Source organism: Streptomyces sp. ML-6, assembly GCF_030116705.1.
Taxonomy (GTDB): domain Bacteria; phylum Actinomycetota; class Actinomycetes; order Streptomycetales; family Streptomycetaceae; genus Streptomyces.
In genome coordinates this window covers 2470949-2488450 of the sequence record NZ_JAOTIK010000001.1, presented here as the reverse complement: position 1 = coordinate 2488450, position 17502 = coordinate 2470949, and the positions used below count along the sequence as shown (strand labels likewise).

Annotated in this window: 14 protein-coding genes and 2 pseudogenes; 12 read left to right on the top strand and 4 right to left on the bottom strand. The window is 67.3% G+C overall.

Features of this window, described 5'->3' with window-relative positions; translation table 11 throughout:
* Window positions 1–129: 129 nt before the first annotated feature.
* The 7 genes and pseudogenes from OCT49_RS10770 to OCT49_RS10745 all read left to right on the top strand — a co-directional run.
* Window positions 130–321: pseudogene (locus tag OCT49_RS10770) on the top strand (ATP-binding cassette domain-containing protein); the annotation flags it as partial.
* A gap of 574 nt (window positions 322–895) precedes the next feature.
* Entirely contained in the window at window positions 896–4486 is a 3591-nt protein-coding gene (locus tag OCT49_RS10765; RefSeq protein ID WP_283851664.1) for a DEAD/DEAH box helicase family protein, read from the top strand.
* A pseudogene (locus OCT49_RS40070) lies at window positions 4483–5718 on the top strand (restriction endonuclease subunit S); the annotation flags it as partial. The gene OCT49_RS10765 and the pseudogene OCT49_RS40070, both read left to right, overlap by 4 nt.
* A gap of 57 nt (window positions 5719–5775) precedes the next feature.
* Complete coding sequence (locus tag OCT49_RS10760; protein ID WP_283851663.1) at window positions 5776–6048, top strand: hypothetical protein; 273 nt, start codon at window positions 5776–5778, stop codon at window positions 6046–6048.
* Between the two features lie 65 nt (window positions 6049–6113).
* Window positions 6114–7658, top strand: a complete 1545-nt coding sequence (locus OCT49_RS10755; RefSeq protein ID WP_283855748.1) for a class I SAM-dependent DNA methyltransferase — start codon at window positions 6114–6116, stop codon at window positions 7656–7658.
* 49 nt (window positions 7659–7707) lie between these two features.
* Entirely contained in the window at window positions 7708–9078 is a 1371-nt protein-coding gene (locus OCT49_RS10750) for an AAA family ATPase (protein ID WP_502963356.1), read from the top strand.
* Window positions 9075–9833 carry an HNH endonuclease gene (locus OCT49_RS10745; RefSeq protein ID WP_283851661.1) on the top strand — a complete coding sequence of 253 codons (759 nt, stop codon included), beginning with the start codon at window positions 9075–9077 and terminating at the stop codon, window positions 9831–9833. Before OCT49_RS10750 ends, OCT49_RS10745 begins: the two co-directional genes overlap by 4 nt.
* A gap of 57 nt (window positions 9834–9890) precedes the next feature.
* On the opposite strand, the gene OCT49_RS10740 is transcribed toward OCT49_RS10745, so the two are convergent.
* Window positions 9891–10115 (bottom strand): DUF397 domain-containing protein, encoded by a 225-nt coding sequence (locus tag OCT49_RS10740; RefSeq protein WP_283851660.1) that lies wholly within the window; start codon window positions 10113–10115, stop codon window positions 9891–9893.
* The gene (locus OCT49_RS10735) at window positions 10087–10926 is read right to left on the bottom strand and encodes a helix-turn-helix domain-containing protein (protein ID WP_283851659.1); all 840 of its coding nucleotides are present in this window, start codon (window positions 10924–10926) and stop codon (window positions 10087–10089) included. The genes OCT49_RS10740 and OCT49_RS10735 overlap by 29 nt, the downstream gene beginning before the upstream one ends.
* A gap of 137 nt (window positions 10927–11063) precedes the next feature.
* On the opposite strand from OCT49_RS10735, the gene OCT49_RS10730 reads away from it, so the two are divergent.
* The 3 genes from OCT49_RS10730 to OCT49_RS10720 all read left to right on the top strand — a co-directional run bounded on the left by OCT49_RS10730 (window position 11064) and on the right by OCT49_RS10720 (window position 12439).
* Entirely contained in the window at window positions 11064–11348 is a 285-nt protein-coding gene (locus OCT49_RS10730) for a hypothetical protein (RefSeq protein WP_283851658.1), read from the top strand.
* Window positions 11345–11698: a hypothetical protein gene (locus tag OCT49_RS10725; protein WP_283851657.1), complete on the top strand. Its 354-nt coding sequence runs from the start codon at window positions 11345–11347 to the stop codon at window positions 11696–11698. Before OCT49_RS10730 ends, OCT49_RS10725 begins: the two co-directional genes overlap by 4 nt.
* Before the next feature lie 87 nt (window positions 11699–11785).
* Window positions 11786–12439: a hypothetical protein gene (locus tag OCT49_RS10720; RefSeq protein WP_283851656.1), complete on the top strand. Its 654-nt coding sequence runs from the start codon at window positions 11786–11788 to the stop codon at window positions 12437–12439.
* A gap of 184 nt (window positions 12440–12623) precedes the next feature.
* Here OCT49_RS10720 and OCT49_RS10715 read toward each other — a convergent pair whose 3' ends face one another.
* Window positions 12624–13094, bottom strand: coding sequence for a hypothetical protein (locus tag OCT49_RS10715; RefSeq protein ID WP_283851655.1), 471 nt, complete (start codon window positions 13092–13094; stop codon window positions 12624–12626).
* Window positions 13091–13390 (bottom strand): hypothetical protein, encoded by a 300-nt coding sequence (locus OCT49_RS10710; protein WP_283851654.1) that lies wholly within the window; start codon window positions 13388–13390, stop codon window positions 13091–13093. Before OCT49_RS10710 ends, OCT49_RS10715 begins: the two co-directional genes overlap by 4 nt.
* Before the next feature lie 104 nt (window positions 13391–13494).
* On the opposite strand from OCT49_RS10710, the gene recD2 reads away from it, so the two are divergent.
* Complete coding sequence (gene recD2, locus OCT49_RS10705; protein ID WP_283851653.1) at window positions 13495–15753, top strand: SF1B family DNA helicase RecD2; 2259 nt, start codon at window positions 13495–13497, stop codon at window positions 15751–15753.
* A gap of 197 nt (window positions 15754–15950) precedes the next feature.
* Entirely contained in the window at window positions 15951–17240 is a 1290-nt protein-coding gene (locus tag OCT49_RS10700; protein WP_283851652.1) for a citrate synthase, read from the top strand.
* Window positions 17241–17502: the final 262 nt, after the last annotated feature.

The window sequence follows — 17502 nt, the reverse complement described above, 5'->3', positions numbered from 1 at the left end:
ACCGTTCGGCACCCCGCCGAGTCGTATCTGGCGTCGGGTGCTTCCGGGGAGGGATCTGGGGGATCGGGAAGCCCTGACGGAGGGGGAAAGCGAGGGGGGTCCGGTCGATTCGACCGGGCCCCGTTTCGTATGTCCGGGGGCTCCGCTGCCGGAGGCATCGGCATCGATCTGCGGATCCCCTCCGGCACCGTGTTCGCCCTGCTCGGGCCGAACGGCGCCGGCAAGTCCACCACTGTGCAGATCCTGTCCATGCTCATCGCCGCCGACGGCGGGCGGGCCCAGGTCGCGGGCCACGATGTCGCCACGGCGCCGGACGAGGTGCTCCCCCACCGGCAGCGAGCCGGCCGGGAGCGAACGCCCCGCCCTCATCGGCCGTCGGCCCGGGGACGAGGTTCTCGTACGCCTTCCGCGAGTCCATCAGCTCCGGCAGACGCTCCGCTGCCCACGCGCAGCAGGCGGCCATCGGTGCGAGCAATGAGCGGCCCAACGGAGGGTACGGATGACGGGGCCGTCCCGCTTCATCGCCCGGAGTGTCTCGGTCAGCACCTTCGGCGTGATGTCGTGCGGCGGGACCTCCACACCCGACATGGCCGTCCTCGAAGGTGTGCTGGAGCGCATCACATACGTCAGGGCTGCGCGACGATCCTGCCCGCCACCATCCGGGGCCTCCGCCGCTACCTCGACGCCGGGCTGATCAAGGGCATCGGTCAGGCTACGGGGAGCCGTTCGTCGTCAGGCCTCCGCGGAGCCGATCCGAGGCGCCGGACCCGAAGTGATGTCCGCCGCGATACCGGCCCTCGCCGGTATGAAGAACCTGGCAAACACCAGGCCCGTTCTTCCTGCACTTTGTAGACTCGATCATCTTGACGATATGTACCGGTGGGGTGGGAACAGCGTGGACGACCGGCTTCGGGACCTGGCCAAGGCATCACCGAACTTCGGGGTGTTGTATCAGCATCAGCCGCTCCTCGCCCTGTACGGCGCCCAGGCCGAACTCAACGTCTTCAGCAATCCGAACGCCGCCCAGGTCCAGGCGGGCCAGTTCGGAGAGGTGCTGGCCGAGGATCTCGTCACGCGTACGGGCATCCGTGTCGCGGGCACCCGGCAGATCGACCGGCTGCGGGCCCTCACCGACATCGGCGCACTCACCCCCGCCGTGCGCGACGCCTTCGACCGGCTCCGCCGCGACCGCAACGAGGCCGCGCACGCCCACCTCTTCGACACCACCCGCGCCCTCGAGGCCGTCCGCCTCTGCTACGAGCTCGGAGTCTTCTACCACCGCGCCCTGACCGGCAAGCGCACGGTCACGGCCTTCGTTCCGCCTGCCATGCCCGTACTCACGGACCCGGCGGAGGTCGCCGAACTGCGCCGGGCGCTCGACGGGTACCGCGACGCACTGGCCCAGTCCCGGGTCAAGCTGAGCGAGTCCACCGACCGCCTCGCGGCCGAGAGCCGGGCCCGCGCCGAGGCCGAAGCCCTGATGGTCAGTGCTCAGCAGGCCAAGGCAGCGTTGGCCACCCGGCTCGTGGACATGGAGGCCGAGATCGTCAGCCTGCGATCCGCGCAGCAGGCCCAGTACGAGACCGACCGCAAGCAGCCGCGCCGGGTGAACGCCGCCGCCCGTGACGCCATCGTGCACCGTGCCCAGCGCCCGGCCCCTCTGAACGAGGTCCAGGCCCGGCAGAAGATCGATGTCATGCTCGCCGAGGCCGGCTGGCTCGTCCAGGACCGCGCCGACCTGAACCCGATCGCCGGACAGGGCGTCGCGGTACGGGAGTTCACCCTCGCGACCGGACGCGCGGACTACGTGTTGTATGTCGACGGCCGGATCGTCGGCGTCATCGAGGCCAAGCGCGAGGGGGACCACCTCTCCAGCGCCCTCTCCCAGAACGAGCGCTATGCCAAGGGTGTGCTGAAGGAGCACAGTCTGGCCGTCTGGCGGGAGTCCGAGCCCTTCGCCTTCCGCTACGCCACCACCGGAACCGAGACCTACTTCGTCAATCGCCTGGACCCCGAGCCCCGGTCCCGCGAGGTGTTCTCCTTCCACCGTCCCGAGACCGTCGCCGCTTGGATGGAGCGCGCGGAGGACCGCCGGGCTCCGACCTTCCGGGTCGGTCTGCGGCGCATGCCGAAGCTGGAGCCGTACGGTCTGCGCCTCGCGCAGATCGATGCGATCAGCGGCCTGGAGCAGTCCCTCGCCCAGGACAGGCCCCGCGCCCTGATCCACATGGCGACCGGCGCGGGCAAGACCTTCACGGCTGTCACCGAGACCTACCGACTGCTTCGCCACGCGGGGGCCCGCCGTGTCCTCTTCCTCGTCGACCGCAACAACCTCGGTCGTCAGGCGTTGTCGGAGTTCCGCAACTACACCACTCCCGACGACGGCAGGAAGTTCGCCGACCTCTACAACGTCGACCGGTTGGGCGCGGCCGGACTCCAGGACACCTCGTCCGTCGTGATCTGCACGATCCAGAAAATGTACGCCCTGCTCAAGGGCGAGCAGCTGACGGACGACGACGCCCGCGACGACGCGACGGACGCCGGACAGCAGCAGACGGGCACGGCTTCCGCCGACAGCGCGGGTGACGACCCCGAGATGAACTACGCCACCGACCGCCCCATCGAGGTCGAGTACCAGCCGGACGTGCCTCCGGAGTCCTTCGACCTGATCGTCGTGGACGAGTGCCACCGCTCCATCTACGGACTGTGGCGAGGCGTCCTGGACTACTTCGACGCCCACCTCGTCGGCCTCACCGCGACCCCGACCGCGCAGACCCGGGGCTTTTTCGACCAGAACACGGTCTCCGAGTACACCTACGAGCAGGCCGTCGCCGACGGCGTCAACGTCGACTTCGACATCGTCCGCGTCAACACCGACCTGCGCGAGCAGGGCGGCGCGAAGATCGAGGCCGGGACGACGGTCCGGATCAAGGACCGCAAGACCAGGGCCCAGCGGTACGTGGAACTCGACGACGACCTCACCTACACCACCAACCAGATCGGCCGGTCGGTGATCACCGTCGATGAGATCCGCGCGGTGCTCACGACCTACAAGAACAACTGGCAGCGCTGGTTCCCGGGCCGCAAGGAACTCCCCAAGACCCTTGTCTTCGCGGTCGGCGAAGACCACGCCGAGGACGTGCTCAAGCAGGTCAAGGAGGTGTTCGGGCGCGGCGACGACTTCGCAAAGAAGATCACGTACAAGAGCCGTCAGAACGGCGACAACCCCGACGACCTGATCAACGATCTCCGCAACTCACCCCGGATGCGGGTGGCCGTCACGGTCGACATGATCGCCACGGGCACGGACGTACGGGCCCTGGAGTGCGTGATCTTCCTGCGGTCGGTACGCAGCGCGGTCCTCTTCGAGCAGATGAAGGGACGCGGGGCACGCACCATCGACGCCACCGAGCTGCGCGAGGTCACCCCGGACGCCGACGACGACGTCACGAAGGACCGCTTCGTCCTGATCGACGCGGCGGGCGTCACCACCTCCCCGCTGGTGGACGCGCGGCCCATGATCCCGGCGACGGGCAAGCAGGTCTCGCTGGCCAAGCTGCTCGACAAGACGGGATCGAGGTCGATCAGCGCGGAGGAGGCGGAGATCCTCCAGCGGCGTCTGTCGCGACTGAGCCAGCAGCTCAAGCCGGAGGAGCGGGACCTCCTGGCCAACACGGCGGGCGGCACGACCCTCTCCGAGATCGCCCGCGGAATCGTCGACGCGGTGGACGTCGACGCCCAGGACACGGCGAGGCGGCAGGGCGGTGCGGAAGCGGCCCGCAGGCTGGTGCAGGACGCCGTGGCCGTTCTCACCGGCAACCCGGAGCTGCGCCGCCAGATCCTGGAGATCCGCCGGGACAAGGACCTGACGTACGACGAGACGACGGCCGTCACCGTGACGGAGGTCGAAGAGGTCCCGCGCGAGAAGCGCGCCCGCGAGAACCTGGACGAGTGGGGCGACCTGCTGAAGAAGCAGCGCGACCGCAACGCGGCGATCCGGCTCGCCCTGGGCAGCGGAAACCCGGTCTCCCCGGCCGAGGCCCGGGACGCCCTCAAGGAACTCGCGGCGACGATCCGGGCCTCCAGGCGGGCCTGGACGCCCAACGTTCTCTGGGGCTTCCACGAGGACCTGAACCAGGCGGTGGCCCGCCCGGGCCGCGAGGCGGGCATCCCGGATCTGATCAGCCTGATCCGTTACGAGCTGGGCGCGGACAGTGAGCTCCGCCCGTACCGTACGGTGGTCGAGGAGCGTTTCGAGGGCTGGCTGCTGCGGCAGCGACAGGCGGGCGTCGTATTCACGGACGAGCAGCTGTGGTGGCTGGAGAAGATCCGGGACGTCGTCGCCAGCGATGTCGGCATAGAGCCGGCGGAGCTTGCCCACGAGCCGTTCACGGAGCGCGGCAAGGGGCGCGGCTTCATGATGGCGTTCGGCGGGAAAGAGCCGGCGCTGGATCTGTTGACTGAGCTGAATCGGGAACTGGCTTGAGCGAGAAGGAACTTCCGGCGGGGTGGGCGTGGGCCTCTATCGAAGATCTATGCCAAGTAAATCCCAGGCACCCTGAATCTTCGCCTGACGAAAACACTGAGATCTCTTACGTTCCGATGGCTTCCGTAGAAGCCGGAACGGGTCGCCTATCTCCAGATCAATCAAAGTTCTACGGAGATGTGAAAAATAAATCTCTGACCCGATTCCAGGAAGGTGATGTCCTCTTCGCCAAGGTTACGCCGTGCATGGAGAATGGGAAAATCGCAGTAGCACGCGGGTTGAGAAATGGTTTGGGTGTAGGCAGTACGGAGTTTCACGTATTGCGACCTCGGCGAGGAGTTTCCTCATCGTATATTGCTCATTTTCTGCTGCAGACCTCGATCCGGCGTGACGCAGAGCGAAGCATGTCTGGAGCTGTTGGGTTGAGGCGCGTTCCGCGTGATTACTTGGCTTCGCTAAGGCTGCCAGTTCCACCCGCCGCGGAGCAGCGTCGCATCGTAGAAGCCCTCGAAGGTCACATTTCTCGGCTGGACGCTTCTTTCGAACTGATGCGCAAAATCCAAGTGCGTTCGCGAACGCTGTTGCGCTCTGTGGTCGAGCAGGCGCAAAGCGGGAGTTTGGTGAGTCCCGAAGATTCTTGTGAGTCGGTTGACTTCCTACTCGAAAATCTAGCGGCGCTGTCCAGGGCGGCGCCACTCGGGAGCAAGCGTAAGAGTATTACGTTCCATCCGTTGAGCGGACAAGTTTCACCACCTGCCCATTGGTCAGTTCAACCCTTGGGTAGGTTGTGCTCGCTTATTGAATACGGGACTTCTGCTAAAGCGCACCTCGAAACATCTGCCGACGACGTCCCCGTTTTGCGTATGGGTAACATTCAGGATGGTCAAATCGACTGGACGAATCTGAAGTATCTTCCAGGGGGTCACGATGATGTCAAAAGGCTTGCGCTGAAATCTGGGGACATCCTGTTCAATCGCACCAACAGTGCAGAGCTTGTCGGGAAAGCTGCGGTCTATCGCCCCGTCAGTGGGCAGGCTACTTTTGCCTCTTATCTAATTCGATGTCGTCCCTGGCCAGGAGTTGATCCGGATTGGGTCGCTCTGTGTATTAACAGCGTTGAGGGGCGTCGGTACATCAACTCAGTGGTCTCACAGCAAGTTGGTCAGGCCAACGTGAACGGGACGAAGCTGTCCTCGTTTCCGATCCCACTCCCGCCACCTGACGAACAAGTTCGGATTGTGAAGAGTGTGGCGGAGTGGAGGGATTCGGTGGCACGGGCGGGGACAGTGGTGTCTCAATCGTTGACGCGGGCGGGGCACCTCCGGCAAGCCATCCTGGCCCGTGCCTTCGATGGCGGGCTTCTTCCCCAAGACCCCACCGACGAACCCGCCACCGCTCTCCTCGCCCGCATCCAGGCCGACCGCGCCGCCCAGCCCAAGGCGAAGCGCACCCGCCGCACCCCCGCTGCGCCCCGCAAGGCAAAGGCCCCCGCCACAACCGCGCCCGCGCCGGAACCCACCCCCGCCCCCACCCACGCCGTACAGCAGGAGTTCGACCTGTGACCGCGCCCGCGTCCACCGCCACCCCCGACCAGGGCCCCCGCCCCGCCCCCGTCGAAGACAACATCGTGCTCGCCCCGCAGGCGGCCGCCCAGACCAACACCCTGGTCGCCAAGCTCTGGAACTACTGCAACGTCCTCCGCGACAACGGCCTCTCCACCATCGAGTACGTCGAGCAGCTCTCGTACCTCCTCTTCCTCAAGATGGTCGACGAGATCAACGACGACCCCTTCTCCGAGGCGGACGCCGCCGAGATCGTGCCGAAGGCGTACGACTGGAAGTCCCTCGCCAGCAAGAAGGGCCAGGCGCTCGAACTCCACTACCGCAACGTCCTCGACGCCCTCGGCACCCGCCCCGGCACCACCCTCGGCACCATCTTCGCCAAGGCCCAGAACCGGATCACCGAGCCCGCCCTGCTCGAAAAGCTCGTCGTCGACCTCATCGGCAAGCAGGACTGGACTGTCGGAGACGCGGACCTCAAGGGCGACGCCTACGAGGGATTGCTCGCCAAGGGCGCGGAGGACACCAAGACCGGAGCCGGCCAGTACTTCACGCCTCGCCCGCTCATCGACGCGATCGTCGAGGTGATGCGTCCCCGCCCCGAGGACACCATCACCGACCCCGCCTGCGGAACCGGCGGCTTCCTCATCGCCGCGCACTCCTACATCCGCAAGCACCACATGAAGGACCTCACCCGCGAGCAGCGCCTCGCCCTCGGTGACGGCAAGATCTGGGGCAACGAACTCGTCCCCGGCACCGCCCGCCTCGCCGCGATGAACCTCCTGCTCCACGGCATTGGCAGCAGCGAGGGCAAGAGCCTGATCGACGTCGGCGACGCGCTCGCCACAAAGCCGAGCGGCAAGCACGCGTCACTCGTCCTCGCCAACCCGCCCTTCGGCAAGAAGTCCGCGATCACCGTGATCGGCTCGGAAGGCAAGGCGGAAAAGGAGGACATCTCCTACGACCGCGACGACTTCCGCGCCACCACCACCAACAAGCAGCTCAACTTCCTCCAGCACATCATGTCGCTGACAGCCATCGACGGTCGCGCTGCCGTCGTCCTCCCCGACAACGTCCTCTTCGAGGGCGGCGCGGGCGAGAAGATCCGCCGACGCCTGCTCGACGAGTTCGACCTGCACACGATCCTGCGCCTGCCCACCGGCATCTTCTACGCGGGCGGCGTGAAGGCCAACGTCCTCTTCTTCGACAAGAAGACCCCACGCGCGGACGGCAAGCCGCACACCACCAAGGTCTGGGTCTACGACCTCCGCACGGCCAAGCACTTCACCCTCAAGCAGCGCCCGCTGACCCGGGCGGACCTGGAGGAGTTCGTCCAGGCGTACGGCGAGAAGCCCGCCGACCGTGTGGACACCTCCGCCGAGGACGGCGGCCGCTTCAAGGCGTACACGTACGAGGAACTGGTCAAGCGCGACAAGGTCAACCTCGACCTCACCTGGATGAAGGACCCGGCCCTTGAGGATGCGGACAGTCTCCTGCCCCCCGAGGTGATCGCCGCCGAGATCGTCCAGGACCTCCAGGCGGCTCTCAGCGAGTTCGCGGCGATCGCCGAAGCACTGGGCGGCGAGGTCCCGGCCGACGCGGAACCGGAATAGCCCGCACCTCTCACATCGGACGGAACCCGCCCCCATGTACGTCTCCCGCGTGGCCATCGAGAACATCGGGCCGTTCCAGGGCCCGCGCACCGTGGACCTGGTGCTGAGCCGGCCGGACGGCTCGCACGCCGGCTGGACGGTGCTCGCGGGGCGCAACGGGGCAGGCAAGACGACGCTGCTCCGCGCCCTGGCCCTCGCCCTGAGCGGGCCGGTGCCCGCCCTGGGGCTGGTTCAGGACTTCGAGGACTGGGTCACGTGGGACGCATTTGAGGGCCGTGCGGAGGTCGCCATCGTCAGGGACCCCCACTTCGACGGTTTTGGCACGCCGGAGGTGATGAGCGATGCCTTCCGGGCGGGCCTCCGGTGGGTCAGCCCGGACACGAGGTCATTCGACAGACGGTCACTCGGACGTAGACGTGGGAAGCCGGCTCTCGCAGAGATCAAGTATCCCGAGACGCAGGACAACCCGGCCGCCCGGAACGGCCCATGGGCGGACAACCCGGAGGGATGGTTCTGCGCGGGGTACGGGCCGTTCCGGCGGTTGTCGGGCGGGTCTGCCGACGTTCAGAGGCTCATGCTTGCCTCCGGGCCGGTAGCCAGACAAGCGAGCCTTTTTCACACAGAGGTTGCCCTCACCGAAGGGGTTGCCTGGCTGACCGCACAGCACTTGCGGGCGTTTGAAGGGCACGAGGGCGCTGCTGAGCTCAAATGGGCGGCGCTGAACATTTTGCAGGACGGCCTCTTGCCGGACGGATACCGGATCGCGGATGTGGACTCCGAGGGTCTGTGGGTCGAGCGGAATGGCCGTCGGTACCCACTGAGGCAGATGAGTGACGGGTTCCGCGCGGTCGCGGCCCTCGTCGTGGACATCCTCAAGCAGATGCACGACACGTTCGGTGACTTTCCGGTTGACCTGGGCAGGGCGCCAGGGGTGGTGATCATCGATGAGATCGATGCGCACCTCCATGTCTCCTGGCAGCGCCGCATCGGCCCCTGGCTGACCACACACTTTCCGAACATCCAGTTCATCGTCACGACCCACAGCCCGTACATCTGCCAGGCCGCCGATCCGGGCGGTCTGATCCGGCTGCCGGGTGCGGACGAGGACGCCGCGCCCGAGGTCGTACCGGAGGAGCTGTACGAGCGGGTCGTCTACGGCAGTGGTGATGACGCGGTCCTGTCCGATCTCTTCGGCCTCGACACCCCGTACTCCGAGCGGGCCGAGCACGCCCGCGCCGAATTCGTCGCGCTGGAGTCCAAGGTGTACGAGGGAGACACGTCACCGCACACGGTCGAGCGGTACCAGGAGCTCAAGCACCTGCTCAGCAGCTCCCCGGCGACGCGTGTCCAGGAGATGTCCGTCCAACTCCACCGCATCGCCGGAGAGATCGAGGACGGAGAAGGCGGCGAGACGGAGTGATCCGGCTGGAACGTGCCGATCTGCCACCGGATACAACGGCACACCTCAGGACGTACACCCGGCAGATCGAGAAGACGGCTGAGAGCGGCCGCAAGGCCAAGGCGGCCGAGCTGTGGTCCCACACCACGGTCCGCAGGCATGTACGCGACGGCCTGCTGGCCACCCTCGCCGACATGGCGCCAGGCCATCCGCGCTGCATGTACTGCGGGGACAGCCAGGGCACGGACATCGACCACTTCGAGCCGAAGAGCCTCGCTCCGACGCGTACCTTCGAGTGGCTCAACCACTTACTGGCCTGTGCGTACTGCAACAGCAACCAGAAGAGGAATGCCTTTCCCCGGTCCGAGGAGGACGGCAGCCCGCTCCTTGTCGACCCCACACTCGAAGACCCCCTGGACCACCTGCGGCTGGTGCTGCCGCTGTGCACGTACAAGGGCCTGACGCCCCAAGGCGAGGCGTGCATAGACGTGTTCGGACTCAACTCACGCGGTGTCCTCGTCGATGGGCGGCGAACGGCTTACGAGACCGCCAAGCAGTCGATCGAGTTGTGGCGCATCGCCACGGACCGGGGGCAGCACGACAGGGCTGCGAAAGTCGTCCGGGTGGCCTGGGACCGCCCGCTCGCGGACGTTCTCGCCGGGATGTTCCACCAGTCCGGCCATCCGGCCGCGGATCTGCTGTTCAGCGGCGAGGAGGAGATCCTCGGGCTCCTCCGGCACCAGGAACTGCGAGAGGCGTTTCTGTCCCGCGCGTGACGGTGCCCCGGCGAACCTGGCTGTGGTGAGCGCGGGTTCGCCGGGATGTGATGTCGCTCAGGCGTCGAAGCGGCCGCTCTTGACCGCGCCGACGAACGATGCCCAGCCGTCGGCGGAGAAAACGACGGCGGGCCCGTCGGCAGCCTTGCTGTCACGGACGGGGACGGAGGCGTAGCCGCGGGCGGCTTCGAGGCAGTCCCCGTTGGAGCCTCCGCTGTAACTGGACTTGAACCACCCGGTCAGGGACTGGGAGTCAGCGTAGGGGCGGTTGCTGCTGTGCATTCTCGTGCTCCTCTGCGATGGCCCGAATGAGATCGATCGAAGCCCGTTGGGACGCCGCGTCACTCAGGGCGAGAGTGTAGGACGCCTGGCAGGCGGCCACCAACGCCGGATCATCCATCAGATTTCCGGTCTGAAGGCCCTCTACGTACGCGAGAGGAGGGCCGTCCGCGAATTCGAGCACATAGAGCGCGCTCTCCATGAGCGCGTGGGCCCCCACGGCGAAGGGCAGTACGTGCAGACGCAGGCGCCCGGAGGCGGCCATGTCGGCGATCTTGCGCAACTGTTCCGCCATGACCTGCGGGCCACCGACGCGCCGTCGGAGGGACGCTTCGTCGAGCAGCGCCCAGACGACCGGACGCGCCGACTCCGCGAGCATCCGGCCACGCTCCAGGCGGTTGACGACGAACGTGTCAAGCTCGTCCGGCTGATAGTTGGTGCTGAACGCCTCGAAGACGGCGCGGGCGTACGGGCCGGTCTGGAGCAGCCCGGGGATCAGCGACAACCCGTACAGGCGCACTTCGGTGGCCTGTCGCTCCAACTCCGCCACGGGCGCGAAGTGCTGGGCGAACTTCGAGTCCAGGTCCTCCAGCCACCGGGCGAAGAACCCGTCGGTCCCCAGCGCCCGGTCGATCCGCTGCGCATCCTCCGGGTTAGGTAGTCGCCGTCCCGCCTCGTAATGACTGATCAGCGTGGGCGAGCAGACCACCACCTCGCCCAGCGCCTCCTGCGTCAGCCCCGCCGCGATACGCCGTAACTTCAGCTCCTCGCCGTACTTCTCCCGAGGTGTACGAGGCCTTCGCTTCGTCCCCATGCGCTTCAACTCCCCGTCTTGACGGACGCGCTGTCATCCCCGACCCCCTGGAGCGTAGCCACGCCCGACCCCACTCTGTGATGAGTTCGGCACAGAGCGCATCCGTTCGTGGGTATTCAGAGGGAGAGCACACCGACATGAAGAATCTCGTCCGCCGGGTCACCGAGTCGCTGAGGCGGCTGGTGTGCCCAGGCCCCGCCACCGTCCATCCCTGCTCCTGCGTGTACGCGGCCGGTCCTACCGCCCGCCGTACCGGTGAGCGTCCGCCGCGCGGCGAGGACAGCCCACTGGTCCGTCCGTATCTCGTGGCGCACGAGCGGCAGATGGCCGAGGCCCGACGTCGGCGGCGCACGCTGTGGCTCGCCGTGCACGGTGTGGACATCGGTCCCCGGCCCGCCTTCGGAGCGGAGGTTGCCGCGTGAACGCGGAGCGGCCCCAGCACCACACGTTCAGGCTGCTGCCCTGGACGGGGGCGGAGGGCAAGCCGAGTTACGTCCTGGGGGACGGTACCGGCTACGTGTCACGGATGGCCGACGGCATCGAGAGCGTCCAACTCGGCATGGCGGACGATCTGCTCGGCCACGCCGCCGAACTGCTGGCGGACCAGAGCGTCACGGGGCCGGAGCTCCACTTCCTGGCCAGCCGGTTGAGCGAGTCGCTGCGGGAGGTCAAGGCAGTCGCCGAGAGCCGGGGTTCGCGACTGAACGCGAGTGGGTCCGTTCCGGACACCGACGGGCTCAGGCATCGAGAACCGGACATCGACATCCGATGAGTCCACAAGCCGCTTGACGGGCTCCCGGGCTGTCACCAAACCTGTTCATGCAGCTCAGAGAACATGTGACAGTACGGGGGCTCAACGATGGCCATTCCCAGGCCGCAGACCAGCCAGTTCGAGGCGTTCACCACGAACCTCGCCTACGCCCGCAAGATGGTCGACGCGGGGCGGTATCTGGCTCCGTTCCAGCCGGGGACGGTCGATGTCGACGACTTCTACCGTGCCGCCTGGGTGCAGGCCGTGGCGGCCATCGACCACTGGTTCCATGAGGAGCTCTTCCGCCGCGTCGCCGAACTGGCGGCCAAGGACAGCCCCGAGATGCCGCTCCAGCTTCGCAACTACGAGATCCCTCTGCACCGGGTCGAGGCCGTGCAGCGTGGTGATGTCACGCTGGCCGAGGTGGTCGTCGAGCATGTCAAGGAGAGGTGGGGCAACGCCTCACTCCAGAATCCGCGCGCCATCTCCGACGTACTGAGGCTCGTCACCGAGAAGAACGTCTGGCAGGGCGCAGCCGCGCAGATCAACACCTGGCAGGGGGGTCGCACCGCGTACACGGACAAGACGCTGAAGGCGCAGTTCATGAGCATCACCACCCGCCGCAACAAGATCGCGCACGACGCGGATCTGGTGGCCGGAGACCTCAAGCAACGGCGCCCCATCACCGAGCCCGACGTCACGGATGCGATCAACTGGATCGACCGCATCGCCCTGGCGATGGCGCACGTACTCGACGAGTAGGCACCGAACGTGCCGAGGTGACGCGGCCCCGGCCAGGCGCGGCACCCGCTCAGCGCCCGACGGATTTCCCGGGCGGCGCCTCACCCCGAAGCGCCGACGCTCGATCACGGCAGTGGTCGGCCGACCGTTCCCGGCACGGGCCGTTGCAGCCACGGGCACCGTTACGGCCAGGTGGACTCGCCCGTCAGATGGCCACGGCCGAGACATCGGCTCCGGGCAGTGTGGCGGCGTACGCCTTGATGTCGTCGGTGTCGGAGGTCAGCACGGCGCCTCCGCCGTGGGCGGCTGCGACGAAGACGGCCAGCGCATCCACCGGGTCGGGACGTTTCTTGGGCGGTAGCGCGGCCGTGCCGATCATGTCGCCGATCGTTTTCCAGTTCTCGATGGTCATGCCCCCCGCACAGGGAAGGCAATTGGGCACCTGGTCCACGGGGAAGCGGGCCCTGGTTCCTGGGTACACGACCACGTCGGCGAGGATTCGCTTCCACTCGTAGGCGGTCTTCGGGCTTGTCCGCCAGGCCTGCGAGAGGGCGGGACCAGGGATGATCGGTCGGTGTCCGCCGGCTGCGACGAAACCCTTGTGCAGGACGTGTGCCCGACGGTTCTGGCTCACCAGCGCCATCAACATGCCGGTGTCGTAGACGACTACGTTCACGAGGCGGCCTCGTCGCGGGAAGGGCGGCCGAGGATCGCGGCAACCTCCGCCCGTTCATCCCCGGTCAACTCGATCTCGTCACCGGCCCAGGTGCCGGTGCCGGCATTCTCCTCGGCCTCCGCGCGCGCCTCCTCGAACGGCCTGAAAATCCTCCGGACACGGTCCTGCTGGTCCATCTGGGCTTGTGCGGCGATCGTGAGGAATGTGGAAACATCGAGTCCGGCGTCTGCGGCGTGCTCTCTGATCCGGTCGCGAACCTCGGACGGCATGCTGATCGAAAAGCGCTCGGTAGCCATACGGTCACGATAACACCGAGTGTTACGGGGTGTCGTGGGCTCGGTGCATGTCAGCTTCCGGCGTGGCCCACCCGCTGTCGGTTCCGCCCGGTACCGTCGCACCCATGTCCACCACGTCCGCCACGCCCCCCAAGCCGAACATGGCCGTTCTGGAAGGCGTACTCGAACGGATCACGTACGCCAACGAGGAGAACGGATACACGGTCGCGCGCGTCGACACCGGTCGCGGTGCCAACGACCTGCTCACCGTGGTCGGTTCGCTGCTCGGTGCGCAGCCCGGTGAATCGCTGCGCATGGAAGGCCGCTGGAGCTCGCACTCGCAGTACGGCAAGCAGTTCACCGTCGAGAACTACACGACGATCCTGCCCGCCACTGTCCAGGGCATCCGCCGCTACCTCGGCTCCGGCCTGATCAAGGGCATCGGCCCGGTCATGGCGGACCGGATCACCACGCACTTCGGGGTCGACACCCTCGACATCATCGAGCAGGAGCCGAAGCGGCTGATCGAGGTGCCCGGCCTCGGGCCCAAGCGGACGAAGATGATCGCCGCCGCCTGGGAGGAACAGAAGGCGATCAAGGAAGTGATGGTCTTCCTCCAGGGGGTCGGGGTCTCCACCTCCATCGCCGTCCGCATCTACAAGAAGTACGAGGACGCGTCGATCTCCGTCGTGAAGAACCAGCCCTACCGGCTGGCCGCCGACGTCTGGGGCATCGGCTTCCTCACCGCCGACAAGATCGCCCAGGCCGTCGGCATCCCGCACGACAGCCCGGAGCGGGTCAAGGCCGGTCTCCAGTACGCGCTGTCGCAGTCCACCGACCAGGGGCACTGCTTCCTTCCCGAGGAGCGGCTGATCGCGGACGGGGTGAAGCTCCTCCAGGTCGACACGGGCCTGGTCATCGAGTGCCTCGCCGAACTGGCCGAGGACCCGGAGGGCGTCGTACGGGAGAAGGTGCCGTCGCCCGAGGGCGGCGAGCCGGTCACCGCCGTCTACCTGGTGCCCTTCCACCGTGCCGAGGTCGCCCTCGCCGCCCAGGTGCAGCGGCTGCTGCGGACCCCTGACGAGCGGCTGCCGGCCTTCGCGGACGTGGACTGGGACAAGGCGCTGGCCTGGCTCGCGAAGCGCACGGGGGCGGATCTGGCGCCCGAGCAGGAGGCGGCGGTCCGGCTCGCGCTCACCCGGAAGGTCGCCGTGCTGACCGGTGGCCCCGGCTGCGGGAAGTCGTTCACCGTCCGGTCGATCGTGGAGCTGGCGCGGGCCAAGAAGGCCAAGGTGGTGCTGGCCGCGCCGACCGGACGGGCGGCCAAGCGGCTGTCCGAGCTGACCGGCGCCGAGGCGTCCACCGTGCACCGGCTGCTCGAACTGAAACCGGGCGGCGACGCCGCGTACGACCGGGAACGCCCGCTGGACGCCGATCTGGTCGTCGTCGACGAGGCGTCGATGCTGGACCTGCTGCTCGCCAACAAGCTGCTGAAGGCGGTGGCGCCCGGCGCCCATCTGCTGCTCGTCGGAGACGTCGACCAGCTGCCGTCGGTCGGCGCGGGGGAGGTGCTGCGCGATCTGCTCGCCGCCGGCAGCCCCGTACCCGCCGTCCGGCTCACCACGATCTTCCGCCAGGCCCAGCAGTCCGGCGTCGTCACCAACGCGCACCGGATCAACTCCGGGATCCCGCCCCTCACCCAGGGCCTCAAGGACTTCTTCCTCTTCGTGGAGGACGAGACGGAGGACGCCGGGGTGCTCGCGGTGGACGTCGCGGCCCGCCGCATTCCGGCCAAGTTCGGGCTGGACGCGCGCCGGGACGTCCAGGTCCTCGCCCCGATGCACCGCGGACCGGCCGGGGCGGGCACGCTCAACGGGCTCCTCCAGCAGGCCATCACCCCGGGCCGCCCGAGCCTCCCCGAGAAGCGGTTCGGCGGCCGGGTCTTCCGGGTCGGCGACAAGGTCACCCAGATCAGGAACAACTACGACAAGGGGGAGAACGGCGTCTTCAACGGCACGGTCGGCGTCGTCACCGCCCTCGACCCGGACGAACAGACACTGACGGTCCTCACCGACGAGGACGAGGAGATCGGCTACGACTTCGACGAACTGGACGAGCTGGCCCACGCGTACGCGATGACGATCCACCGCTCCCAGGGCAGCGAGTACCCGGCGGTCGTCATCCCCGTGACCAAGAGCGCCTGGATGATGCTCCAGCGGAACCTGCTGTACACCGCGGTGACCAGGGCGAAGAAGCTGGTCGTGCTGGTCGGCTCCCGGCAGGCGATCGGCCAGGCGGTCCGCACGGTTTCCGCGGGCAGGCGCTGTACGGCGCTGGATTACCGGCTGTCGGGGGGCGCGGGCGGAGGATCGACGGAAAAATGATCGATCAAATCGGTGGGAAACATCACGCAGCCCTTCCGGAACCGGAAGCAAGGGGGCAGGATGAGTAGGCTCGCGGCACTGAGTGCCGCGAGTAGGTCCAATGGACGACCCCGAGTGCACTCTCCTGAGCCAAATGGGGGAGGGTGGAGACAGTCAGGGAACCTCGAAGAAGAGGCACTACGTCGGTGAGGGATGACGTGAGCGACAACTCTGTAGTACTGCGGTACGGCGACGGCGAGTACACCTACCCGGTGATCGACAGCACCGTCGGCGACAAGGGCTTCGACATCGGGAAGCTCCGGGCCAATACCGGTCTGGTGACACTGGACAGCGGATACGGCAACACCGCAGCCTATAAATCCGCCATCACCTACCTCGACGGTGAGCAGGGCATCCTCCGCTACCGCGGCTACCCCATCGAGCAGCTCGCCGAGCGCTCGACGTTCCTGGAGGTCGCGTACACGCTCATCAACGGTGAGCTTCCCAAGGTCGACGAGCTGTCGGCCTTCAAGAACGAGATCACCCAGCACACGCTGCTGCACGAGGACGTCAAGCGCTTCTTCGACGGCTTCCCGCGCGACGCCCACCCGATGGCCATGCTGTCCTCGGTCGTCAGCGCGCTGTCCACGTTCTACCAGGACAGCCACAACCCGTTCGACGAGGAGCAGCGCCACCTCTCGACGATCCGGCTGCTGGCCAAGCTGCCGACGATCGCGGCGTACGCCTACAAGAAGTCGATCGGCCACCCCTTCGTCTACCCGCGCAACGACCTCGGGTACGTCGAGAACTTCCTGCGCATGACCTTCTCGGTCCCCGCCCAGGAGTACGACCTGGACCCGGTCGTCGTCTCCGCGCTCGACAAGCTGCTCATCCTGCACGCGGACCACGAGCAGAACTGTTCGACCTCCACCGTGCGTCTGGTCGGCTCCTCGCAGGCGAACATGTTCGCCTCGATCTCCGCCGGCATCTCGGCGCTGTGGGGCCCGCTGCACGGTGGCGCCAACCAGTCGGTGCTGGAGATGCTCGAGGGCATCCAGGCCAACGGCGGCGACGTGGACTCCTTCATCCGCAAGGTGAAGAACAAGGAGGACGGCGTCCGGCTGATGGGCTTCGGCCACCGCGTCTACAAGTCCTTCGACCCGCGCGCCAAGATCATCAAGGCCGCGGCCCACGACGTGCTGTCCGCGCTCGGCAAGTCCGACGAGCTGCTGGACATCGCGCTGAAGCTGGAGGAGCACGCGCTCTCCGACGAGTACTTCGTCTCGCGCAACCTCTACCCGAACGTGGACTTCTACACGGGTCTCATCTACCGGGCCATGGGCTTCCCGACCGAGATGTTCACCGTGCTCTTCGCGATCGGCCGCCTGCCGGGCTGGATCGCCCAGTGGCACGAGATGATCAAGGAGCCGGGTTCCCGCATCGGCCGCCCGCGCCAGATCTACACCGGTGAGGTCCTGCGCGACTTCGTTCCGGTCGAGAGCCGCTGAGCCCACCACACCCCCGCACGACCCCCGGCCGTCACGGCGGCCGGTCGACTTCGCCCCGCGTACCGCGCTTTCGCACAGAGCGCGGTGTTCGGGGCGATCCGCGTTCCCGGCGGAACACCGCGGCCGGACAGGCTCCCGGCGGAACGCCGCGCCGGACAGAGAGAAGCGCCTCGCCATCGATCCCCCCACGGGCCGACAGCGAGGCGCTTCCCATGTCCCGGAGCGGATTCCCCCCACGGGATCCGGCCGGGCGTCTGCGGGA